This window comes from Kitasatospora sp. MAA19 (assembly GCF_029894125.1).
Lineage (GTDB): Bacteria > Actinomycetota > Actinomycetes > Streptomycetales > Streptomycetaceae > Kitasatospora.
Window position 1 is genome coordinate 39,698 of the sequence record NZ_JARXYZ010000047.1, and the last position, 15,903, is coordinate 55,600.

The window sequence follows — 15,903 nt, forward strand, 5'->3', positions numbered from 1 at the left end:
TACTTGTCCGGCAGCCCAGCTTGCGTGCGGATTTCCGGCATCTTGTCCCGTTCCTTGCTCACTTCAGCTCGAAGCGCAAGAAGCCCAGCTGCAAGCCCCCTGCTTGCCATTCAGCGCCAAGCGCCTGGTTCGCCATCAGAGATATCCTCAGGTTCCTGCGGTCAACTGCTGAAAGGCTGCTGTCGCTGTCCAGTACCGCCTTCGTCCAGGCGGTACTCTCCTCCCAGAACGGCAAGGTTTCTGACGTAGCGTCGACTTCGTCGACCAATTCGAAACCCGCAGACTGCGCGGCTTCTGCGTAGTCGAGCACCGTAGCCGGTTTCGTGTAGAAGTATTCGGCCCACACATCGGCCCCGTGAGGGCGTGTAGTGAATACTTCCTCGATGCAGACACTCGCGCCTGGACGAAGCACGCGCGCCAGACGCTCGAACCACAGAGGACGGTTGAAATATCCGCTGCTCTCGATTGCTACTGCTGCGTCATAGGGGCCGTCCAAGGGGAGATGCATTGCATCACAGACCAGTGTTCGGACCTTCCCGCCCAAACCGCATTCCTGCGCGAACCCGTCAACTATCGGCGCGTGTTCCGGCGCATTGGTGACCGCCGTGACGTCGGCGCCGTATTCCTGTGCCCAGAAGAGCGAGCCCCCGCCAAGACCGCAGCCGACATCCAGGATTCTCCCCGACAGCCGGTGTTCAGCGCCCCAGATCTTGGCCGCATACCGCAGCAAACCCTCTTGATGATGCCGTATGCTGCGGCGAATATCATCCGGCGTCACATCGTGAGGATGTAGTGGCGTTTCAGAGGAAGGGTAGTGACCTACGTGATAGTGAATCCTGGGTCCAGGCCCGTATTTGCGAACAAGCCTAGCTGTTTTGTCGTCGTAGTATTGGCCAACTATTCTTACCTCATCCTGAGGCTCCAGCGCTGTTTGAGGCGAACTCAAAAGTTCATCCAGATTTGACACAGTCACTCCTCCAGAGCTCGGATGCCGACGACGTTGGCGAATGGCCTGCTTTGGTTGTTACGCTGTGCTCGTCATGATTTTGGCGAGGATGCGTGGTTTAAACAAGGATCGCCGGACCGGATTCCATGGCTTGCGGCATGGGCAGCGCCTCGTTCGAAATGTAGAGCCGCCCTCATGATCCGGAATCTTGAGTCGCGCCGAAATTGAGTGGCGGCTATTGGATTCCATCCTGGAGGACAACCATGGTCGTGTCAACGACGCGGCGTGAGCATCTTCGACTTTAGGAAAAACCCCAAAGAAGACGGCGTGAGGACTGGATTGGAGTACCCTGCAGATTGGTAGCTGCTGGGCGGCACCCAAGGCCGTACTTCGAGTCCGGCTATTAAGCCGGCACCAAACGGCAGACAAGACTTCCTGAGAAGGGCTCGGTTTCTACCGACCGGCGTGGATGCCCTGTTCGGCAACGCAAGCCAGACGTTCCGACGCAAACGTCATGGCACGGAACGGAGTGGGATGAGTGACGGTAAGCAGGTCCTGCTGGCTGAGCCACGGAGTTTGTGTGCCGGTGTACGCAGGGCGATAGCCATCATCGACCTCGCGCTGGAACAGCACGGCGCGCCGATCTACGTCCGCAAGGAGATCGTGCACAACCACTACGTGGTGCGCGAGTTCCAGCGCCGGGGAGTCCGGTTCGTCGACTCCGAGCAGGAGGTACCGGAGGGCGCGGTGTGTGTCTTCTCCGCGCACGGCGTCTCCCCGCAGGTGCGGCAGAACGCGGACGCACGCGGGCTGGACGTGCTCGACGCGACCTGCCCCCTGGTGGCCAAGGTGCACCAGGAGGCCCGCCGGTTCGCCCGCGACGGGCGGACGTTGCTGCTGGTCGGACACGCGGACCACGAGGAGGTCGAGGGCACCTACGGGCACGCTCCCGATCAGACGGTCATCGTCGAGACGGTTGCCGACGCGGAGGCACTGGACCTTCCCCCCGACGCACCGGTCGCCTACCTCACCCAGACCACGCTCTCGGTGGACGAGACCAGGGACATCATCGCCGTGCTCCAGCGCAGGTTCACCGACCTGCGCGGGCCCGCCACCGACGACATCTGTTACGCCAGCCAGAACCGCCAGGACGGCATCAGGGCCATTGTGGACCGGTGCGACCTGGTGCTGGTGGTCGGTTCGACCAACTCCAGCAACTCGATCCGGATGGTCGAGGTGGCGCGCAGGCTCGGCGGCAGGGCCGAACTGGTGCCGGACGTGACCCACTTCGACCCCGCGTGGCTGGCCGGCGTGAGTACGGTCGGCGTGAGCGCCGGGGCGAGCGCGCCGGAGATCCTCGTCGACCAGCTGCTCGACCGGCTCGCCGAACTGGGTTACGTGGACACGTCCGTAGAAAGGGTGGCGACCGAGGACATCGTGTTCTCCCCGCCCTCGCGGCTGACCGGAGTGGCGGACGTGCCGTGACCGATCGAGACCGATCGAGACCGGGCGACCCCTGTCGCTGATGGCGCCGGCAAGGACTCGGTCGGCAAGAGCGCGTCGGCGGTGAGCCGCGTCGGCCGTCGTTCCGACCTGTCCGACCAGCCGCGGCCACCACATGCCATGAGGGTCCTTCCAGGCGTCAGCCGACACACGGCGTGCACCCAGTGGTGGCCATCTACTCCACGTTCGTCAACCGCGCGCTCGACCAACTGCTCATGGACGTCGCGCGGCACCGCCGCCCGGTGACGTTCGTCCTCGACCGGTCCGGGGTGACCGGCGACGACGGGCCGAGCCACAACGGCATGTGGGACCTGTCGGTGCTGCAGGTGGTGCCGGGGCTGCGGATCGCTGCGCCGCGGGACGGCACCCGGCTGGCCGAACTGCTGGCTGAGGCGGTGGCGTGGCACGAAGGTCCGACACTGCTGCGGTTCCCCAAAGGTCCCGCCGGTGAGGACCGGCCCGCCACCGCCACGTTCAACGGGATTGACGTGTTGTGCCGTTCCGGCCGGCTGGACGTGCTGATCATCGCGGTAGGTGCGCTGGCCGGTCTCGACGCCGCACCGGCGTCAGGAGGCATCGACGACCCCGGTACCTGGCCGGTTCACTCAGGGGAGGAACATTGACGACCGTCGATTTGGGAATGCCCTTGCCACGCAAGGGCGAGGTCCCGCTCTCGGTGGCCACGCGGCGGACCTCCCGCCGGATCATGGTGGGCACGGTGCCGGTCGGCGGCGTCGCGCCGGTGTCGGTGCAGTCGTGACCACCACGTCCACCGCCGACATCGACGCCACGCCGCAGCAGATCGCCGAGCCAGGTCACGGCGTGGCCCGCGCACTCGTGGCCGGTCAGCGCCTGACCTCCGACCTGACCAGAAGGAGCGAGATAAAGTAAACGTCCAGGAAACATGACACAAAATGCAGTTCATGCAGTTCATGTAGAATGTGCGGATTGCGATCTCGCGAACCACCGAGCATTAATCCACAGTTTCACACGCAATGCGCGGGGGCCACGAATCTGTTCGCAGAATCTGGAGGACGAACGCCCTCGAAACCAACGCGACACGATTCGGCGCCTGCAGCTTGTCGGACATGACGCGGACGTGATAGTCAATGGTCTTCGAACTGAGGTATAACTCTCTCGAAAGTCGCCCGCTGGAGAAGCCGGCCGCAACACCCTCCAGGATCCTGACCTGGACCGAGCTGAGAACCCAGTCAGCGACCGGCTGGGACACTTCGCAGCCGTTCTGATCATTATCCATGGCACTCGTCCATTCCGTATAGCCCGGCTAGGTCAGGACCGTAAACGGAGGCCACAGCCGCGACAGGCGGCAGCTCGACGTCCAACTCGATCGAGAACCGCCTCGCTTCCTGGGCCATGCCGGGTCCGTCAAACAAAAGGACGTCATCGCTCGAACGGACCTCGTGGGGTTCGCGTATCGGCTGGGCTTCCGGCCAGGAAAGGCAAATTGATCCGACACCGTGAGGACCGACGAAAGCTATTGGTAATAACGTCGGCGAAAATTCTCCCGCCGGAGTAGTGTGGGTTTTCGGCACGACACTCTCCGCTCATGTCTACGAGGGCGATTCAGGGCCTGTGGCGAGTCATTCCGACCTGAAAATCCTAACACCGCAAGATCATCCAGGCCGAGCAGCCAGTAGTGCTTCAAAATGGCTTCACTGGCTGTGGGCTGGGGGTTTGTCGGATGGTCAGCTTGCTCGGTGGTGCTCGTTGATGAGGCCGGTGGCGGCTTGTCGGCGTTCGATGCGGGCCGTCGGGGTGGGGATGACGTTCGAGTCGTCGAACGGTGCGAGCTGGTTCCGGCCCTGGTGCGGAGACCTGCGCCCGGGCGTCGTCGCCGTGGTCCGGCAGGTGTTCCAGCAGCTGCCCGACCGCCGGCCGCCGCGGGTCCCAGGCGTGCAGGCCGCGGGCCGCGGCGAGCACGGCGGCGGTGTCCGTGACCGGCCCCTCGGGCAGCAGCAGGGCCGCCGGGCAGTTCCGCTCCAGCTGGGTCATGCGCACCCACTTCCCGTACGTCTCATCTGTGTTGACCGTTACCAGAAAGAACGTAGAGTCCGGGCCTGACGGTTCGCCCTGGCGTACAGCCGGCGCCCCGGGTGATCGCCGGAACACCGGCCTGGCACCGCAGGGCGCTCCGCAGGCCTCAGTGGCCGCCGCTCTGCCAGCAGTTCGCGTCGAGGGGTGGTGTGCGTGCCATAGCCGTGCCGGATCGGGCGGTACGTGATGGTCACTCGGGGACGCCCATGGGCCGGTGGTCTGCTCGGGCGCAGGTGGGGCGATGTCCAGGTCGGAGCGGGTGGGCCATGCCAATCCTTGTAAAGCGGGGGTCGTCGGTTCGAACCCGACAGGGGGCTCAGCGCCAGACATGGCAGAAGGGCCAGCTCGCCGGGGTGATTGGGTGGTGGACCCGGACTCCTCCGCCTGCCTCCCGGCCGCGTTGCGGTACCGGATCTTGTACTCGTGCGGGCACCGGGGCCACCGGGACTCGGGGTACTCGCACTCCTTGAAGAAGGAACCCACGCCGCGGATGAGGCTGGTGGTTGCCATGATCGATCTCGCTCCCCGGGCGTCTTGCTGACGTTTTGCTGACCCCGGATGGTCGATCAAGTCCCTGAGCTGGGACGAACCGCCGAAAGCGTGCTATGTGGTGGAACTTCATCGGGCGCACCGGCGAGGAGATCACCCAGGCCCCGCGACGACTGGATGGCCACCTCCCGCTTCGGTGACGTCCACGGCTACGACGGCGCCCGCCTGCCCGCCCCCGAACTCCCCGCCACGCCACTGAAGGCGCGCGGACGGGTGCGCTGACCTGGTGAAGCGTGCGCGGGAGGCGTGCGGGTGCGGTCCTCCTCGGGGGGTGGATCCGGATGGCGCGGCGGGTGGGGCTGTGGAGGGCGCGGGGCACGCTGATCGGACGCATGGGTCCTGTCGAGATGCCATGTCGATTCGCGCGTCTGGGGTGGTGTGCCAGCCGTTCTCGACCGCGCAGCGGGCCGGGCGCAGGCGTCCGGTCTCGGTCAGGGGTGCGTTGCGGTGTGGCGGGAGGCCTTCTGGCGCTGGTGCGGATGTCGCAATCCATACCGGGCCAGAAGGCCCTCACTCATCTCAAGTTCCGCCAGCCGTGGGCCCGGTCACCAACCTCCGTGGTCAGTGCAGCCAGGACGCATCAGTTGCTCTTGGCCAGCATTTCGATGATCTCGGCGGAGGTGCCGCGCTCCCCGAGCATCGGGAAGATCCGCTCGATGCTGTTGTGGTGCGCCTCCGGATCCATGTCGGCCATCGCGTCGGTGGCGAGCGTGACGTGGTAGCCGAGTTCGTGCGCGTTGCGAGCGGTGGACTCCACGCCGATGCTCGTGGCGATGCCGCCGAGCACGACCTGGGTGATGCCGCGACGGCGCAGCTGCAGATCGAGATCGGTGCCGTAGAACGCGCCCCAGTTGCGCTTCGTGATCACGATGTCGCCGGGGTGGCCGCTGAGCTCCTCGACGATCTCGTCCCACCCGGTCGGCATGGGGCCCGTGTAGGTCGGTGCGTCCTTGCGGCCCGGCGTACCGTCCGCCCGGTCCTCGGACTCGGTCACGCGGACGAGGACGACCGTGGCGCCGCGCTCGCGGAACGCCTCCGCGAGTTCGGATGCACGGGTCACGACGTCGGGACCGGTGTGCGGCACACAGGGTGCGCCGACCGTGGCCTTCTGCAGGTCGATGAGTACGAGAGCAGTTCCCGCGTCGAGCTTGGTGACCGGCACGTTGCGCCCTTCCAGTTTTGGTACTCGCGTCATCAGCGCCACGCCACGCGCCGTGGCTCGAACGACTCCGTGACAGCTGATCGGCCGAAGGTTGTGCGGCGACAGGATCCGGAGTCATGAATTCCGATGCGGTGTGCGCGTTCATGACGGAGTGGAGACAGGTTTGGAATATGGCCGGCCGGCCCGTGACCGGGCAGTTCGACCGGGTCGCCACCGGATCCGTGGTGCAAGTCCTCACCTGGTGGCGCACGAAACCCTACCGTTTCCCGGTGGCGCACGAAACCCTACTGTTTCCGGAAGGGTGCGCGAAATGTGTAAAGGTGCCGTGCGCGCGGGGCGTGGGCGGTTGTCCGGCAATTCGACGATGCTTTCCGGCCAGAAATGGGGTGGCGACCGGATCCGTGGGTGTCGCGTGGCGGAACCCACTACCATGCGCGCGTCCTTCCGGGTCCCGAGCGGGTCCTTCGAGGCGGGTACCGTGCCGGCTGCCCGGATGCGGTCGCGGTCGGCCCTCAGCGTGCCCAGGTCGGGGTCCACACGTCGTCGCGGGCGGTCTTCCGGTACCTGTCGTGGAGGTAGTCGAGGAAGTTCGCGAGGACGGGGTGCGGATTGTCCGACCGCCAGATCACCGAGAGGGGGTAGACGGGGGCCGGGTCGACGATGGGGATCCGGCAGAGGTTGTAGCTTTCCGGCCAGAGGTAGCGCGAGCCTTCGCCGACGAAGGTGGCGAGCCGGTTCGAGCGGGCGATCTCGGTGAGGAGCACTTCGACGCCGAAGCTCGGCCCTATCGTGTCGATGGTGAGCCCGAACGCCTTCGCCAGGTCCTCGTAGTAGCCCATCGGCTCGGCGTCGGCGATGCCGGGCATCCAGATGAGGTGGCCGGTGAGCTCGGCCAGGGTCACGGTCTCGGCGTTCGCCAACGGGTGCCGGGGGCCGACCAGGAGCTCATGACGGTCGTCGATGACGCGCGATGACCGGAGCCCCTCGGGGGCTACGCCGGCCGAGGCCCGGAGGGACCTGAACGTCGCGTCCAGGGTCCCGGCGCTGATCTCCGCCAGTGCCGACGCGGCGTCGGCGTTGGCCAGGGTGACGACATCGAGCTGGATGTCGGGGTGCTGTTGGTAGAAGTCGCGAAGGATGTTGGAGGGCGCGATCCTGCGGCCGACGACGTCGATCCGCAGCGGCCTGCGTCCCGGGGTCACGGCCGCCGTGAGGCGCTCGGCCGCCCGGAGAAGTTCGCGTGCGTGGGGTAGCAGGGCCTCTCCGTCGACGGTGAGCTGGACGCCTCTGGCGATCCGGGTGAAGAGCTGTACGCCGAGCTCCCGCTCCAGGCCCGCCACGCGTTTTGAGGCCCCCTGCTGGGTGATCCCCAGGTCGTCGGCGGCGGCCTGTAACTGGCCGGCGTCGGCAACGGCGACGAAGGTGCGAACGGCGTTGAGATCCACGGGGCAGAACCTATCTCCCCTGGGGTGGACGCGCGGCGCGCCACTCCCGCCGCCGCCGGTGGCGGGCGTCCGCCGGCCGGCTCCGGTCCCCGTGGCGACGGGTCGGTGGTCGGTGAGGCGTGCGGCGGAGCGAAAAGGCCCGGTATTCTGCACGAGCCCGCAGCACGTGAAGTCGAAACCGTGCTGGCAATGCGTCCTATTCATCTGACGTGGAACGTGAGGCGAACGGATTCGGCGCGCGGATTTTCCCCGGTCTCCGCGACGTGAACAAAGGTTCACTAGGCATCCGGTGCGCGCAGCTGTTAGGAATGTGACTTGACTTTCAAGACGGCTGGAATCGAAGGGAAGCTGATGACCAAAGTGACGCCTCCGGACGCACCCTTCATTGTCGATGAACAACACATCACGGACTTCCGGGAACACGGATTCGCGCGCATCCCGGGCCTGATCCCCGCGGACGAAGTGGCGCGGTGGCGCGAGATCGCGCTGGACACGATCGAGGAGGACGGCCGGCGGGCCGGCATGGGCGGTGGCGGTACCGCGCTCAGGACCACCTCGGACCCCTGGTGGAAGCACGACACCATGACCGGCCTCGTGCGTCACCCCCGCGTCGCCGCGGCGGCGGAGCAGCTGGCCGGCACCCCGATGCGGGTGTGGAGCGGGCAGGCGTACGCCAAGCACCCGCATGACGAGGTGCCCACCATCTGGCACGAGGACCTCACGCTCACGCCGCTCGACGCCCCGATGAACGTGAACGCCTGGGTCGCCCTGGTCGACGTGCCGGTCGAGCGCGGCTGCCTGATCTTCCTGCCCGACTCGCACAAGCGCCCGGAGCCGCATCGGGCCGAGATGTCGGCGGTGAAGAGCCACGCGACGACCTACATGTTCAACGAGTGGCCGGAACTCGAGTGGTACCCGCGCGTCACGGTACCGATGCGCGCCGGGGACGTCACCTTCCACCAGAGCACCCTCGGGCACGGGAGCCACGGCAACCACTCCGACGGGACCCGGCTGGCCTTCATCATCTCCTACACCGGCGCGTCGGCGATCTACCAGCCGCGCCCGGGTCACCAGCGGATGGACGAGGACCTGGTGCCCGGCCAGCAGCTGCCCGACGACCGCTACCCGCGGGTCTCCGACCTGCTGGCGGAGGCGCCCCGGCCATGACGGCGGTGACCGCGCACATCGGCATGTCCCTCGACGGATTCGCTGCGGGGCCCCACCAGAGCCCGCAGCATCCGGTCGGCGTGGGCGGGATGCGCCTGCACCAGTGGCTGCTCGGGACCAGGGCGTGGCACGAGCACCGGGGTCTGGAGGGCGGCGAGGAGTCGGCCGACTCCGTAGTCCTGGCGGAGGCCATGCACGGCATCGGCGCCTACATCATGGGCCGGCGGATGTTCGGTGGCGGTGCGGGCCCCTGGGACCTGACCTGGCGGGGCTGGTGGGGTGAGGAGCCGGCGTTCCACGCGCCGGTGTTCGTGCTCACCCACCACCCGCGGGAACCGCTGGAGATGAAGGGCGGCACCACGTTCACCTTCGTCACCGACGGCATCGAGTCCGCACTCGAACAGGCACGGGCAGCCGCCGTCGGCCGGGACGTCTCGCTCGCGGGCGGGGTGACGGTGGTGCGGCAGTACCTCGCCGCCGGCCTGCTCGACGAGTTGACCATCCACCTCCGGCCGATCCTGCTGGGCGCGGGCGAGCGCCTGCTGGAGAACGCCGGAGACCCGGTTCTCGAACCGCGGAAGGTGGTTTCGACCGACCTGGCCACGCACATCACCTACCGGGTCGTCCGCTGACGCCGGTGCCTCAAGCTGACGTCGGCGCCTCAAGAGGAGGACAGCTGCGCCTGAGGCACCGGCTCCGGTAGCGGCCCCGCGCGATCGGGCCGGGGAAGCAGCAGCGGGGTCGCCAGGATGGCGAGGCCGGCGACGGCGACCGCGGCGCGCGGGCCCGTGAAGCCGGCCAGCACGCCCCACAGGGCGGTCACGGCCGCGGTGCTGGCCTTGCCCGCGACCGCCCAGGCGGACAGCGCGCGGGCGACGATGCCCGTCGGGATCTGGTTGAGGCGATGGGTGGCCAGCACGGGGCTGAAGACGGCACAGCAGGTGATCAGTCCGAACTCGACCGTCATGACGAGCAGCAGACCGGGAACGCCGGGGCGGACGAAGACCAGCCCGATCAGCCAGCACGTGCGCACCGTCCCCGCCACGAGCATGACCCGGTGCTGTCCGAATCGCGGGACGAGTCGGCGAGCCAGCCGGGAGCCGAGGAGGCCGCCCAGGCACGGTGCCGCGAACGCGAGAGCGTACTGCCACGGCGTGAAGCCGAGCTCGCCGAGCATGATGATCGCCATCAGCGGCGAGACCGCCATGACGAGGCCGTTGAACAGCAGCACGTTGAAGAACAGCCGACGCAGCGACGGGTGGGCCAGGATGTAGCGCCAGCCCTCGAGCACGTCGGCTGCGCGCATTCGCCGCCCCGGGGACCGCGCCGGCTGCGGTTCGTTCCCTCCCATGGCCCGGATTCCCGCCGCCGACAGCACAAAGCTGACCGTGTTGGCCATGACCGTCACGACCGGGCCGACCAGCCCGATCGCCGCGCCGCCGATCGGCGGTCCGAGCATGGTGGCGGTCCAGGTCGTGGATTCGAACCGACCGTTGGCCACCAGCAGATCGTCGCGGGGCACCAGCGCCTTCAGGCACGCGCCGCTCGCCGCGGTGAAGGTGATGTCGGCGGCGCCCACCACCATCGACACGACGATCAGGTGGGAGAAGCTGAGCAGCCCGAGCGCGTACGCCGCGGGAACGGTCAGCAGTGTCGCGAACCGGACCAGATCCATGGCGATCATGACCGGCCGCTTGCGCCGGAACTCCACCCACGGGCCGAGCGGCAACGCGATCACCGCGCCCACCGCCGGCCCCACGGCCGCCAGCGCCGAAACCTCCCTCGGCTCGGCGTGCAACACCTGGATCGCGATGATCGGAAAGGCGTCGAAGGCGAGCCACGTACCGAAGGTGCTCACCGCGTACGCCGCCCACAGCCACCCGAACTGCCGCCGCAGCGCCTGTTCGCCCCGCATGCCGTACCCGCTCCGTTCCATCGGACGATCCCGCTCCTGACCAGGGGGGATCCAAGCCGATGTCCGGCGGCAGGGTCAAACAACCGGCCCTCGGCGAGACACAGCCAACGGTTGTGCCTCGCCGAGGGCCGACGTGTCAGAGTGCGCCCAGCCACGCGTCCACGGTCCGGGCGGTGCTCTCCGCGTGCTCCGAGACGATCGTGAAGTGATCGCCGCTGATCTCCAGATCCGTGTCGCAATGGGCCCACTCGGGACCCCAGTCACAGTCCGGCAGCGGCTTCCCGTCGGCGTCGGGCAACGCGTCGGCGGCCCGCAGGAAGAGCGTCGGCACACCGGAACGTTGTGGCTCCCAGGCGCCGAACACCGAGAAATAGCCACCCATGGCGGTGAGCGACACGTGGTCGGTTGATACCAGTTCGCTGCGCCGGGCGAACAGCCCGTGGGTGAAGGCCTGGTTGAGCCGGGGGTTCATCTCCCGGGGCAGGTAGGTGTCCAGCAGCACGACCCCGCTCGGCGGCGCGTCCGTCTCCGCCAGGCGCCGGGCCACCTCGTGCGCGATCCAGCCGCCCGATGAGTAGCCCAGCAGGGCGTACGGCGCCCCGGCGGCCTGTTCGAGCACCGCCTGCGCCTGCACGTCGACGAGGGCGGTCACATCCGCCGGAAGCTTCTCGCCGGCCACGAATCCGGGCTCGGGCAGGACCACGGTGCTGCGACTGTCGCGCAGGGCGGCGGCGAACCGCGCGTACTGGTGCGCTCCCGACATCGCCACCACGGCGGGAAAACAGAGCAGCATCGGCTCGGCCGACCCACGGGACAGCGGTACCGGGTGGGGGCGCCGGCCGAGTTCCTCCGGCGTCCGGAATGCGGGCCGGAAACGCGCCGCCAAGCTCACCAGTTCGATGCCCTCGTCCATCCTTCCCTGTTCACACGCCTCGGTGAACAATGCGCCGAGAGTGTCCTGCGGGTCGGTGGATTCCGGCGCTGCCGAACCGAATTCGGCGGACAGGAATCGCACGAGATCGGGAGCGGTCGGGTGGTCGAAGACCAGGCTGGCCGGCAGCCGCAATCCGGTCGCCTGTTCCAGCCGGTTCCGCAGATCCACGGCGGTCAGCGAGTCGAATCCGAGTTCGGAGAAAGCGAGTTCGCCGTCGAGCGTGTCCACCGAGGAGTAGCCGAGCACCGTGGCCACCTCCCGGCGGACCAGGCCCAGGAGCTGACGGTCGCGCTCGTCCGCGGACAGCTGCCCGAACCGGGGCGACGCGTCCTGTCCGGCGCGGGGCGCGTCCTTCGCGGGCGGGCGGACCAGTCCGTGCCAGATCGGCGGCACCTGGTGCCGCTGCGCCGCGGCGCTCAGCGCGGCGAGGTCCGGGTGCACCGGCACCAGCAGCGGCTCGGGCCTGGTCAAGGCGACATCGAACAGCGCAAGCGCCTCCTCGGGGCTCAGCGGCACCACCCCGGCGCGTTCGAGCCGCCGCCGGCCCGCGGACATGCCGATCTCGGTGGTCCAGGGGCCCCAGGCCAGGGAGAGCGCGGGGAGCCCACGGGCGGTCCGGTGCGCGGCGAGCGCGTCCAGCGCGCTGTTCGCCGCGGCGTAGGCCGCCTGCCCCGCCGAGCCGAGGATCCCCGCGATCGACGAGAAGAGCACGAGGAGCGTCGTGTCCCCGGTGAGCTCGTGCAGGTTCCAGGCACCGTCGAGCTTCGGGCGCAGCACCCGGGAGAGCTGCTCGTCGGTCAGTGACTCGATCACACCGTCGTCGAGCACGCCGGCAGCGTGCACGACGGCGCGCACCGGCCGGGACGACAGCAGCGCGGCGACCTGGTCCCGCTCGGCGACGTCGCAGGCGGCCACCTCCACGGTCGCTCCCGCGCTCTCCAGTTCGGCGCGAAGCCCGGCCATCTCGCCGCTGCGGTTCACGAGCAGCAGGTCGCGCACCCCGTGGTGGTCGACGAGGTGGCGGGTGACCAGCCGGCCAAGGGCTCCGGAGGCTCCGGTGACCAGGACGGTACCGGCCGACAGATCCACCGCAGCCGGGTCGGACGCGGCGAGCGCGGCGAACCGGGGCACCTGCGCGGCACCGCCTCGAAGGGTGACGTGCGGCTCCCCGGAGGCGAGCGCCGCCGCGAGCACCCGGCGGTCGAGGCGGTCCGTACCGGAGCCGATGTCGACCACGGCGAGCCGGCCCGGGTGCTCGGCCTCGGCGGCCCGGACGAGTCCGGCGAGCGCGGCGGCGACGGGATCCGTCGTGGCGTCCCGGGTGACCAGCACGAGACGTGTCCCGGCGAAACGCTGGTCGGTGAGCCAGGTCCGCAGGAACGCGAGGACCTGGGAGGCCAGCCGAGCGGTGGCCGTCGGCACGTCGGAGCCCTCCGGTGCCGTCGGTGCGAGGAACACCGCATCGGGCGTCGCGCCGGAGGCGGCCACAGCCGTGGTGAGACCGGCGAGGTCGGCGTGCTCCTCGATCCGGCCGCCGACGCCCCGCAGCAGCGACGCCAGCCCGAGTCCGTCCTCCCCGAGCATGACCCACCATGACGGCTGGGCATCGGGTGCGGGAGGAAGGTCCTGCCACCGCACGTCGAGCAGCGACCGCGGCGCAGTCGTCGACGGGTGATCCGCCGGTACGCCGCGGAGGGTGAGGGCGTCCACACTGCCGATGACGCGTCCGCTGCCGTCGAACAACTGGAGCGTGACGGTGTCCGGGCCGACGACCGCCAGACGTACCCGCAGGGTCGTCGCGCCGGGCGGGCCGGCCTGCACGCCGCGCCAGGCGAACGGCAACCGCGGACCGGTTTCGCCCGCGTCCACGAGACCGCCGAAACCGATGGCATGCAGGGCGGCGTCCAGCAGCGCGGGGTGCAGCACGTGCCCGGTCACGTCGGTGCCCTCGGGAAGGGCCGTTTCGGCGAACAACTCACCCGGTCGTGACCAGGCATGACGCAGGCCCTGGAAAACGGGGCCGTAGTCCAACCCGTGAGCCGCCAGCGTGGGATAGACCGATGCGAGGTCGAGCGGCTGCGCGTCCGGCGGGGGCCACTCACCCGGACCGTCGGGCACGGACGGCGCGGACGGCGCAGCCGGAGCGGTGAGGACGGCCCTGGCGTTCCGGTTCCACGCGCTGTCGGGATCCGAGCCGCGACTGTGCACACGCACCGTCCGACGGCCCGCCGCGTCAGGCGGCTCGACGGTCATGCGGACGTCTATCGGGGTGTCCCGTGGAATCACCAGCGGTGCTTCCAGCGTCAGATCGTCCAGCTGGGACAGCCCGCACGCCGCGCCCGCGTGCAGGAGGAGATCGACGTACGCGGTACCCGGCAACACCATGCGGCCCGCGACGACGTGATCGGCCAGCCAGGAATGCGCATCGGCACCGATGCGACCGAGGAACATCAGCCCGCCCGACTCCGGATCAGCGATCACTGACGTCACCAGAGCGTGCCCACTGCTGTCCAGACCTGCCGCACCGAGATCGACCACGTCGGACGGCCGGTTGTCGAGCCAGTAGCGGGTGTGTTGGAAGGGGTAGGTGGGGAGGGGGGTGCGTTGTGCGCCGGTGTTGGTGAAGTAGTGGTCCCAGTGGGGGTTTGCGCCGTGGGCGGTGAGGTGGGCGAGGGCGGTGGTGAGGGACCGGGTGTCGCTGTGTTTGGGGTTCAGTGAGGCGATGGTGTTGGTGGGGAGGTGGGGGGTGAGGGAGGCGCTGGGGCCGATTTCGAGGTAGGTGTCGGCTGGGGTGTGGGTGATGGCGTCGGCGAAGCGGACGGTGTGGCGGGCGTGGCGGATCCAGTGTTCGGGGTCGGTGTGGTCGATGGGTTGGCCGGTGAGGGTGGAGATGAGGGGGATGGCGGGTGGGGAGAGGGTCAGCTGGCTGATGACGGTGCGGAGTTCGTCGAGGATCGGTTCCATGAGGGGGGAGTGGAAGGCGTGGGAGACGCGGAGCCAGGTGGTGCGGTGTCGGTCGAGTTTGTCGATGATTTCGGTGAGGGTGGTGTGGTCGCCGGATAGGACGAGGGAGGTGGGGCTGTTGATGGCGGCGATGCCGGCGTGGTGTTCGTGGCCGTGGAGGAGGGGGCGGATGTCGTCTTCGGTGGTGGTGATGGCGACCATGGCGCCGCCTTCGGGCAGGGCTTGCATGAGGTGGGCGCGGTGGGTGATGAGGGTGGCGGCGTCGGTGAGGGTGAGGATGCCGGTGATGTGGGCGGCGGCTATTTCGCCGATGGAGTGGCCGGTGATGACGTCGGGGGTGATGCCCCAGTGTTCCCAGAGGCGGTAGAGGGCGACCTGCAGCGCGAACAGGGCGGGCTGGGTGTACTGGGTTTGGTTGAGGAGGGTTTCGTCGTCACTGAAGACGATGTCGCGTAGCGGGTGGGGGAGGTGGGGGTCGAGTTCGGTGCAGGCGGTGTCGAAGGCGTCGGCGTAGACGGGGTAGGTGTCGTACAGCTCGCGGCCCATGCCGAGGCGTTGGCTGCCCTGGCCGGAGAACACCATGGCCAGGGTCCCCCTGTCACCCCGGCCGGTGACGAGACCTGGGTGGCTACCACCGCGGGCGAGCGCACGGAGCGCCTGAGTGTGGTCGGCCGGATCCGTTGCCACGATGACCGCCCGGTGTTCGAGGGCGGTGCGGGTGGTGGCGAGGGAGTACGCGACGTCCAGCACCGAAGCGTCGTCCCGATCGGCGAGCTGCGCCGCTTGAGCACGCAAGGCTGCCGGGGTGTGCCCGGAGACTGTCACAGGAACGCAGGGCAGTGTGCGCTGCGGTGGGGCCTGGCGACTGTCGGTGACGGGTGGTTGTTCGAGGATGACGTGGGCGTTGGTGCCGCTGATGCCGAAGGAGGAGACGGCGGCGCGGCGGGGGCGGTCGTGGGCGGGCCAGGGTTGCTGTTCGGTGAGGAGGGAGACGGCGCCGGCGGTCCAGTCGACGTGGGGGGTGGGTTCGTCGATGTGGAGGGTGCGGGGCAGTACCCCGTGCTGCATGGCGAGGATCATCTTGATGATGCCGGCGGCGCCGGCGGCGGCCTGGGTGTGGCCGATGTTGGATTTCACCGAGCCGAGCCAGAGGGGTTGTTGGCGGTCTTGTCCGTAGGTGGCTTGGAGGGCTTGGGCTTCGATGGGGTCGCCGAGGCGGGTGCCGGTGCCGTGGGCTTCGACGGCGTCTACTTCGGAGGGCTG

At 68.7% G+C, this 15,903-nt stretch carries 8 protein-coding genes and 4 pseudogenes; 6 read left to right on the top strand and 6 right to left on the bottom strand.

The genetic code is table 11. The annotated features are described in order from the left end of the window. Positions 1 to 58: 58 nt before the first annotated feature. A complete protein-coding gene (locus P3T27_RS37725; protein WP_280685849.1) occupies positions 59 to 778 on the bottom strand; it encodes a methyltransferase domain-containing protein in 720 nt (239 codons plus the stop codon). A gap of 702 nt (positions 779 to 1,480) precedes the next feature. Here P3T27_RS37725 and ispH point away from each other — a divergent pair. The 4 genes and pseudogenes from ispH to P3T27_RS37745 form a co-directional block, all read left to right on the top strand. Then, complete coding sequence (ispH, locus tag P3T27_RS37730) at positions 1,481 to 2,431, top strand: 4-hydroxy-3-methylbut-2-enyl diphosphate reductase (protein ID WP_280685850.1); 951 nt, start codon at positions 1,481 to 1,483, stop codon at positions 2,429 to 2,431. Between the two features lie 170 nt (positions 2,432 to 2,601). Further along, positions 2,602 to 3,072: pseudogene (locus P3T27_RS37735) on the top strand (1-deoxy-D-xylulose-5-phosphate synthase); the annotation flags it as partial. Beyond that, positions 3,069 to 3,259: pseudogene (locus tag P3T27_RS37740) on the top strand (4-hydroxy-3-methylbut-2-en-1-yl diphosphate synthase); the annotation flags it as partial. The pseudogenes P3T27_RS37735 and P3T27_RS37740, both read left to right, overlap by 4 nt. A gap of 1,850 nt (positions 3,260 to 5,109) precedes the next feature. After that, positions 5,110 to 5,275 (top strand): annotated as a pseudogene (locus tag P3T27_RS37745) (pirin family protein); the annotation flags it as partial. 159 nt (positions 5,276 to 5,434) lie between these two features. Here P3T27_RS37745 and P3T27_RS37750 read toward each other — a convergent pair. The 3 genes and pseudogenes from P3T27_RS37750 to P3T27_RS37760 all read right to left on the bottom strand — a co-directional run. After that, positions 5,435 to 5,542, bottom strand: a pseudogene (locus P3T27_RS37750) (IS481 family transposase); the annotation flags it as partial. Between the two features lie 91 nt (positions 5,543 to 5,633). Further along, complete coding sequence (locus P3T27_RS37755; protein ID WP_280685858.1) at positions 5,634 to 6,215, bottom strand: hydrolase; 582 nt, start codon at positions 6,213 to 6,215, stop codon at positions 5,634 to 5,636. A gap of 512 nt (positions 6,216 to 6,727) precedes the next feature. Continuing rightward, complete coding sequence (locus P3T27_RS37760; protein WP_280685851.1) at positions 6,728 to 7,660, bottom strand: LysR family transcriptional regulator; 933 nt, start codon at positions 7,658 to 7,660, stop codon at positions 6,728 to 6,730. A 351-nt stretch (positions 7,661 to 8,011) separates the two neighbouring features. Between P3T27_RS37760 and P3T27_RS37765 the strand changes: the two genes are divergently transcribed. Next, positions 8,012 to 8,827, top strand: a complete 816-nt coding sequence (locus P3T27_RS37765; protein WP_280685852.1) for a phytanoyl-CoA dioxygenase family protein — start codon at positions 8,012 to 8,014, stop codon at positions 8,825 to 8,827. Beyond that, a complete protein-coding gene (locus P3T27_RS37770; RefSeq protein WP_280685853.1) occupies positions 8,824 to 9,459 on the top strand; it encodes a dihydrofolate reductase family protein in 636 nt (211 codons plus the stop codon). Before P3T27_RS37765 ends, P3T27_RS37770 begins: the two co-directional genes overlap by 4 nt. Positions 9,460 to 9,488: 29 nt before the next feature. Here P3T27_RS37770 and P3T27_RS37775 read toward each other — a convergent pair whose 3' ends face one another. Both P3T27_RS37775 and P3T27_RS37780 read right to left on the bottom strand, forming a co-directional pair. Continuing rightward, positions 9,489 to 10,742, bottom strand: a complete 1,254-nt coding sequence (locus P3T27_RS37775) for an MFS transporter (RefSeq protein ID WP_280685854.1) — start codon at positions 10,740 to 10,742, stop codon at positions 9,489 to 9,491. A gap of 136 nt (positions 10,743 to 10,878) precedes the next feature. Continuing rightward, a complete protein-coding gene (locus tag P3T27_RS37780) occupies positions 10,879 to 15,843 on the bottom strand; it encodes a type I polyketide synthase (protein WP_280685859.1) in 4,965 nt (1,654 codons plus the stop codon). Positions 15,844 to 15,903: the final 60 nt, after the last annotated feature.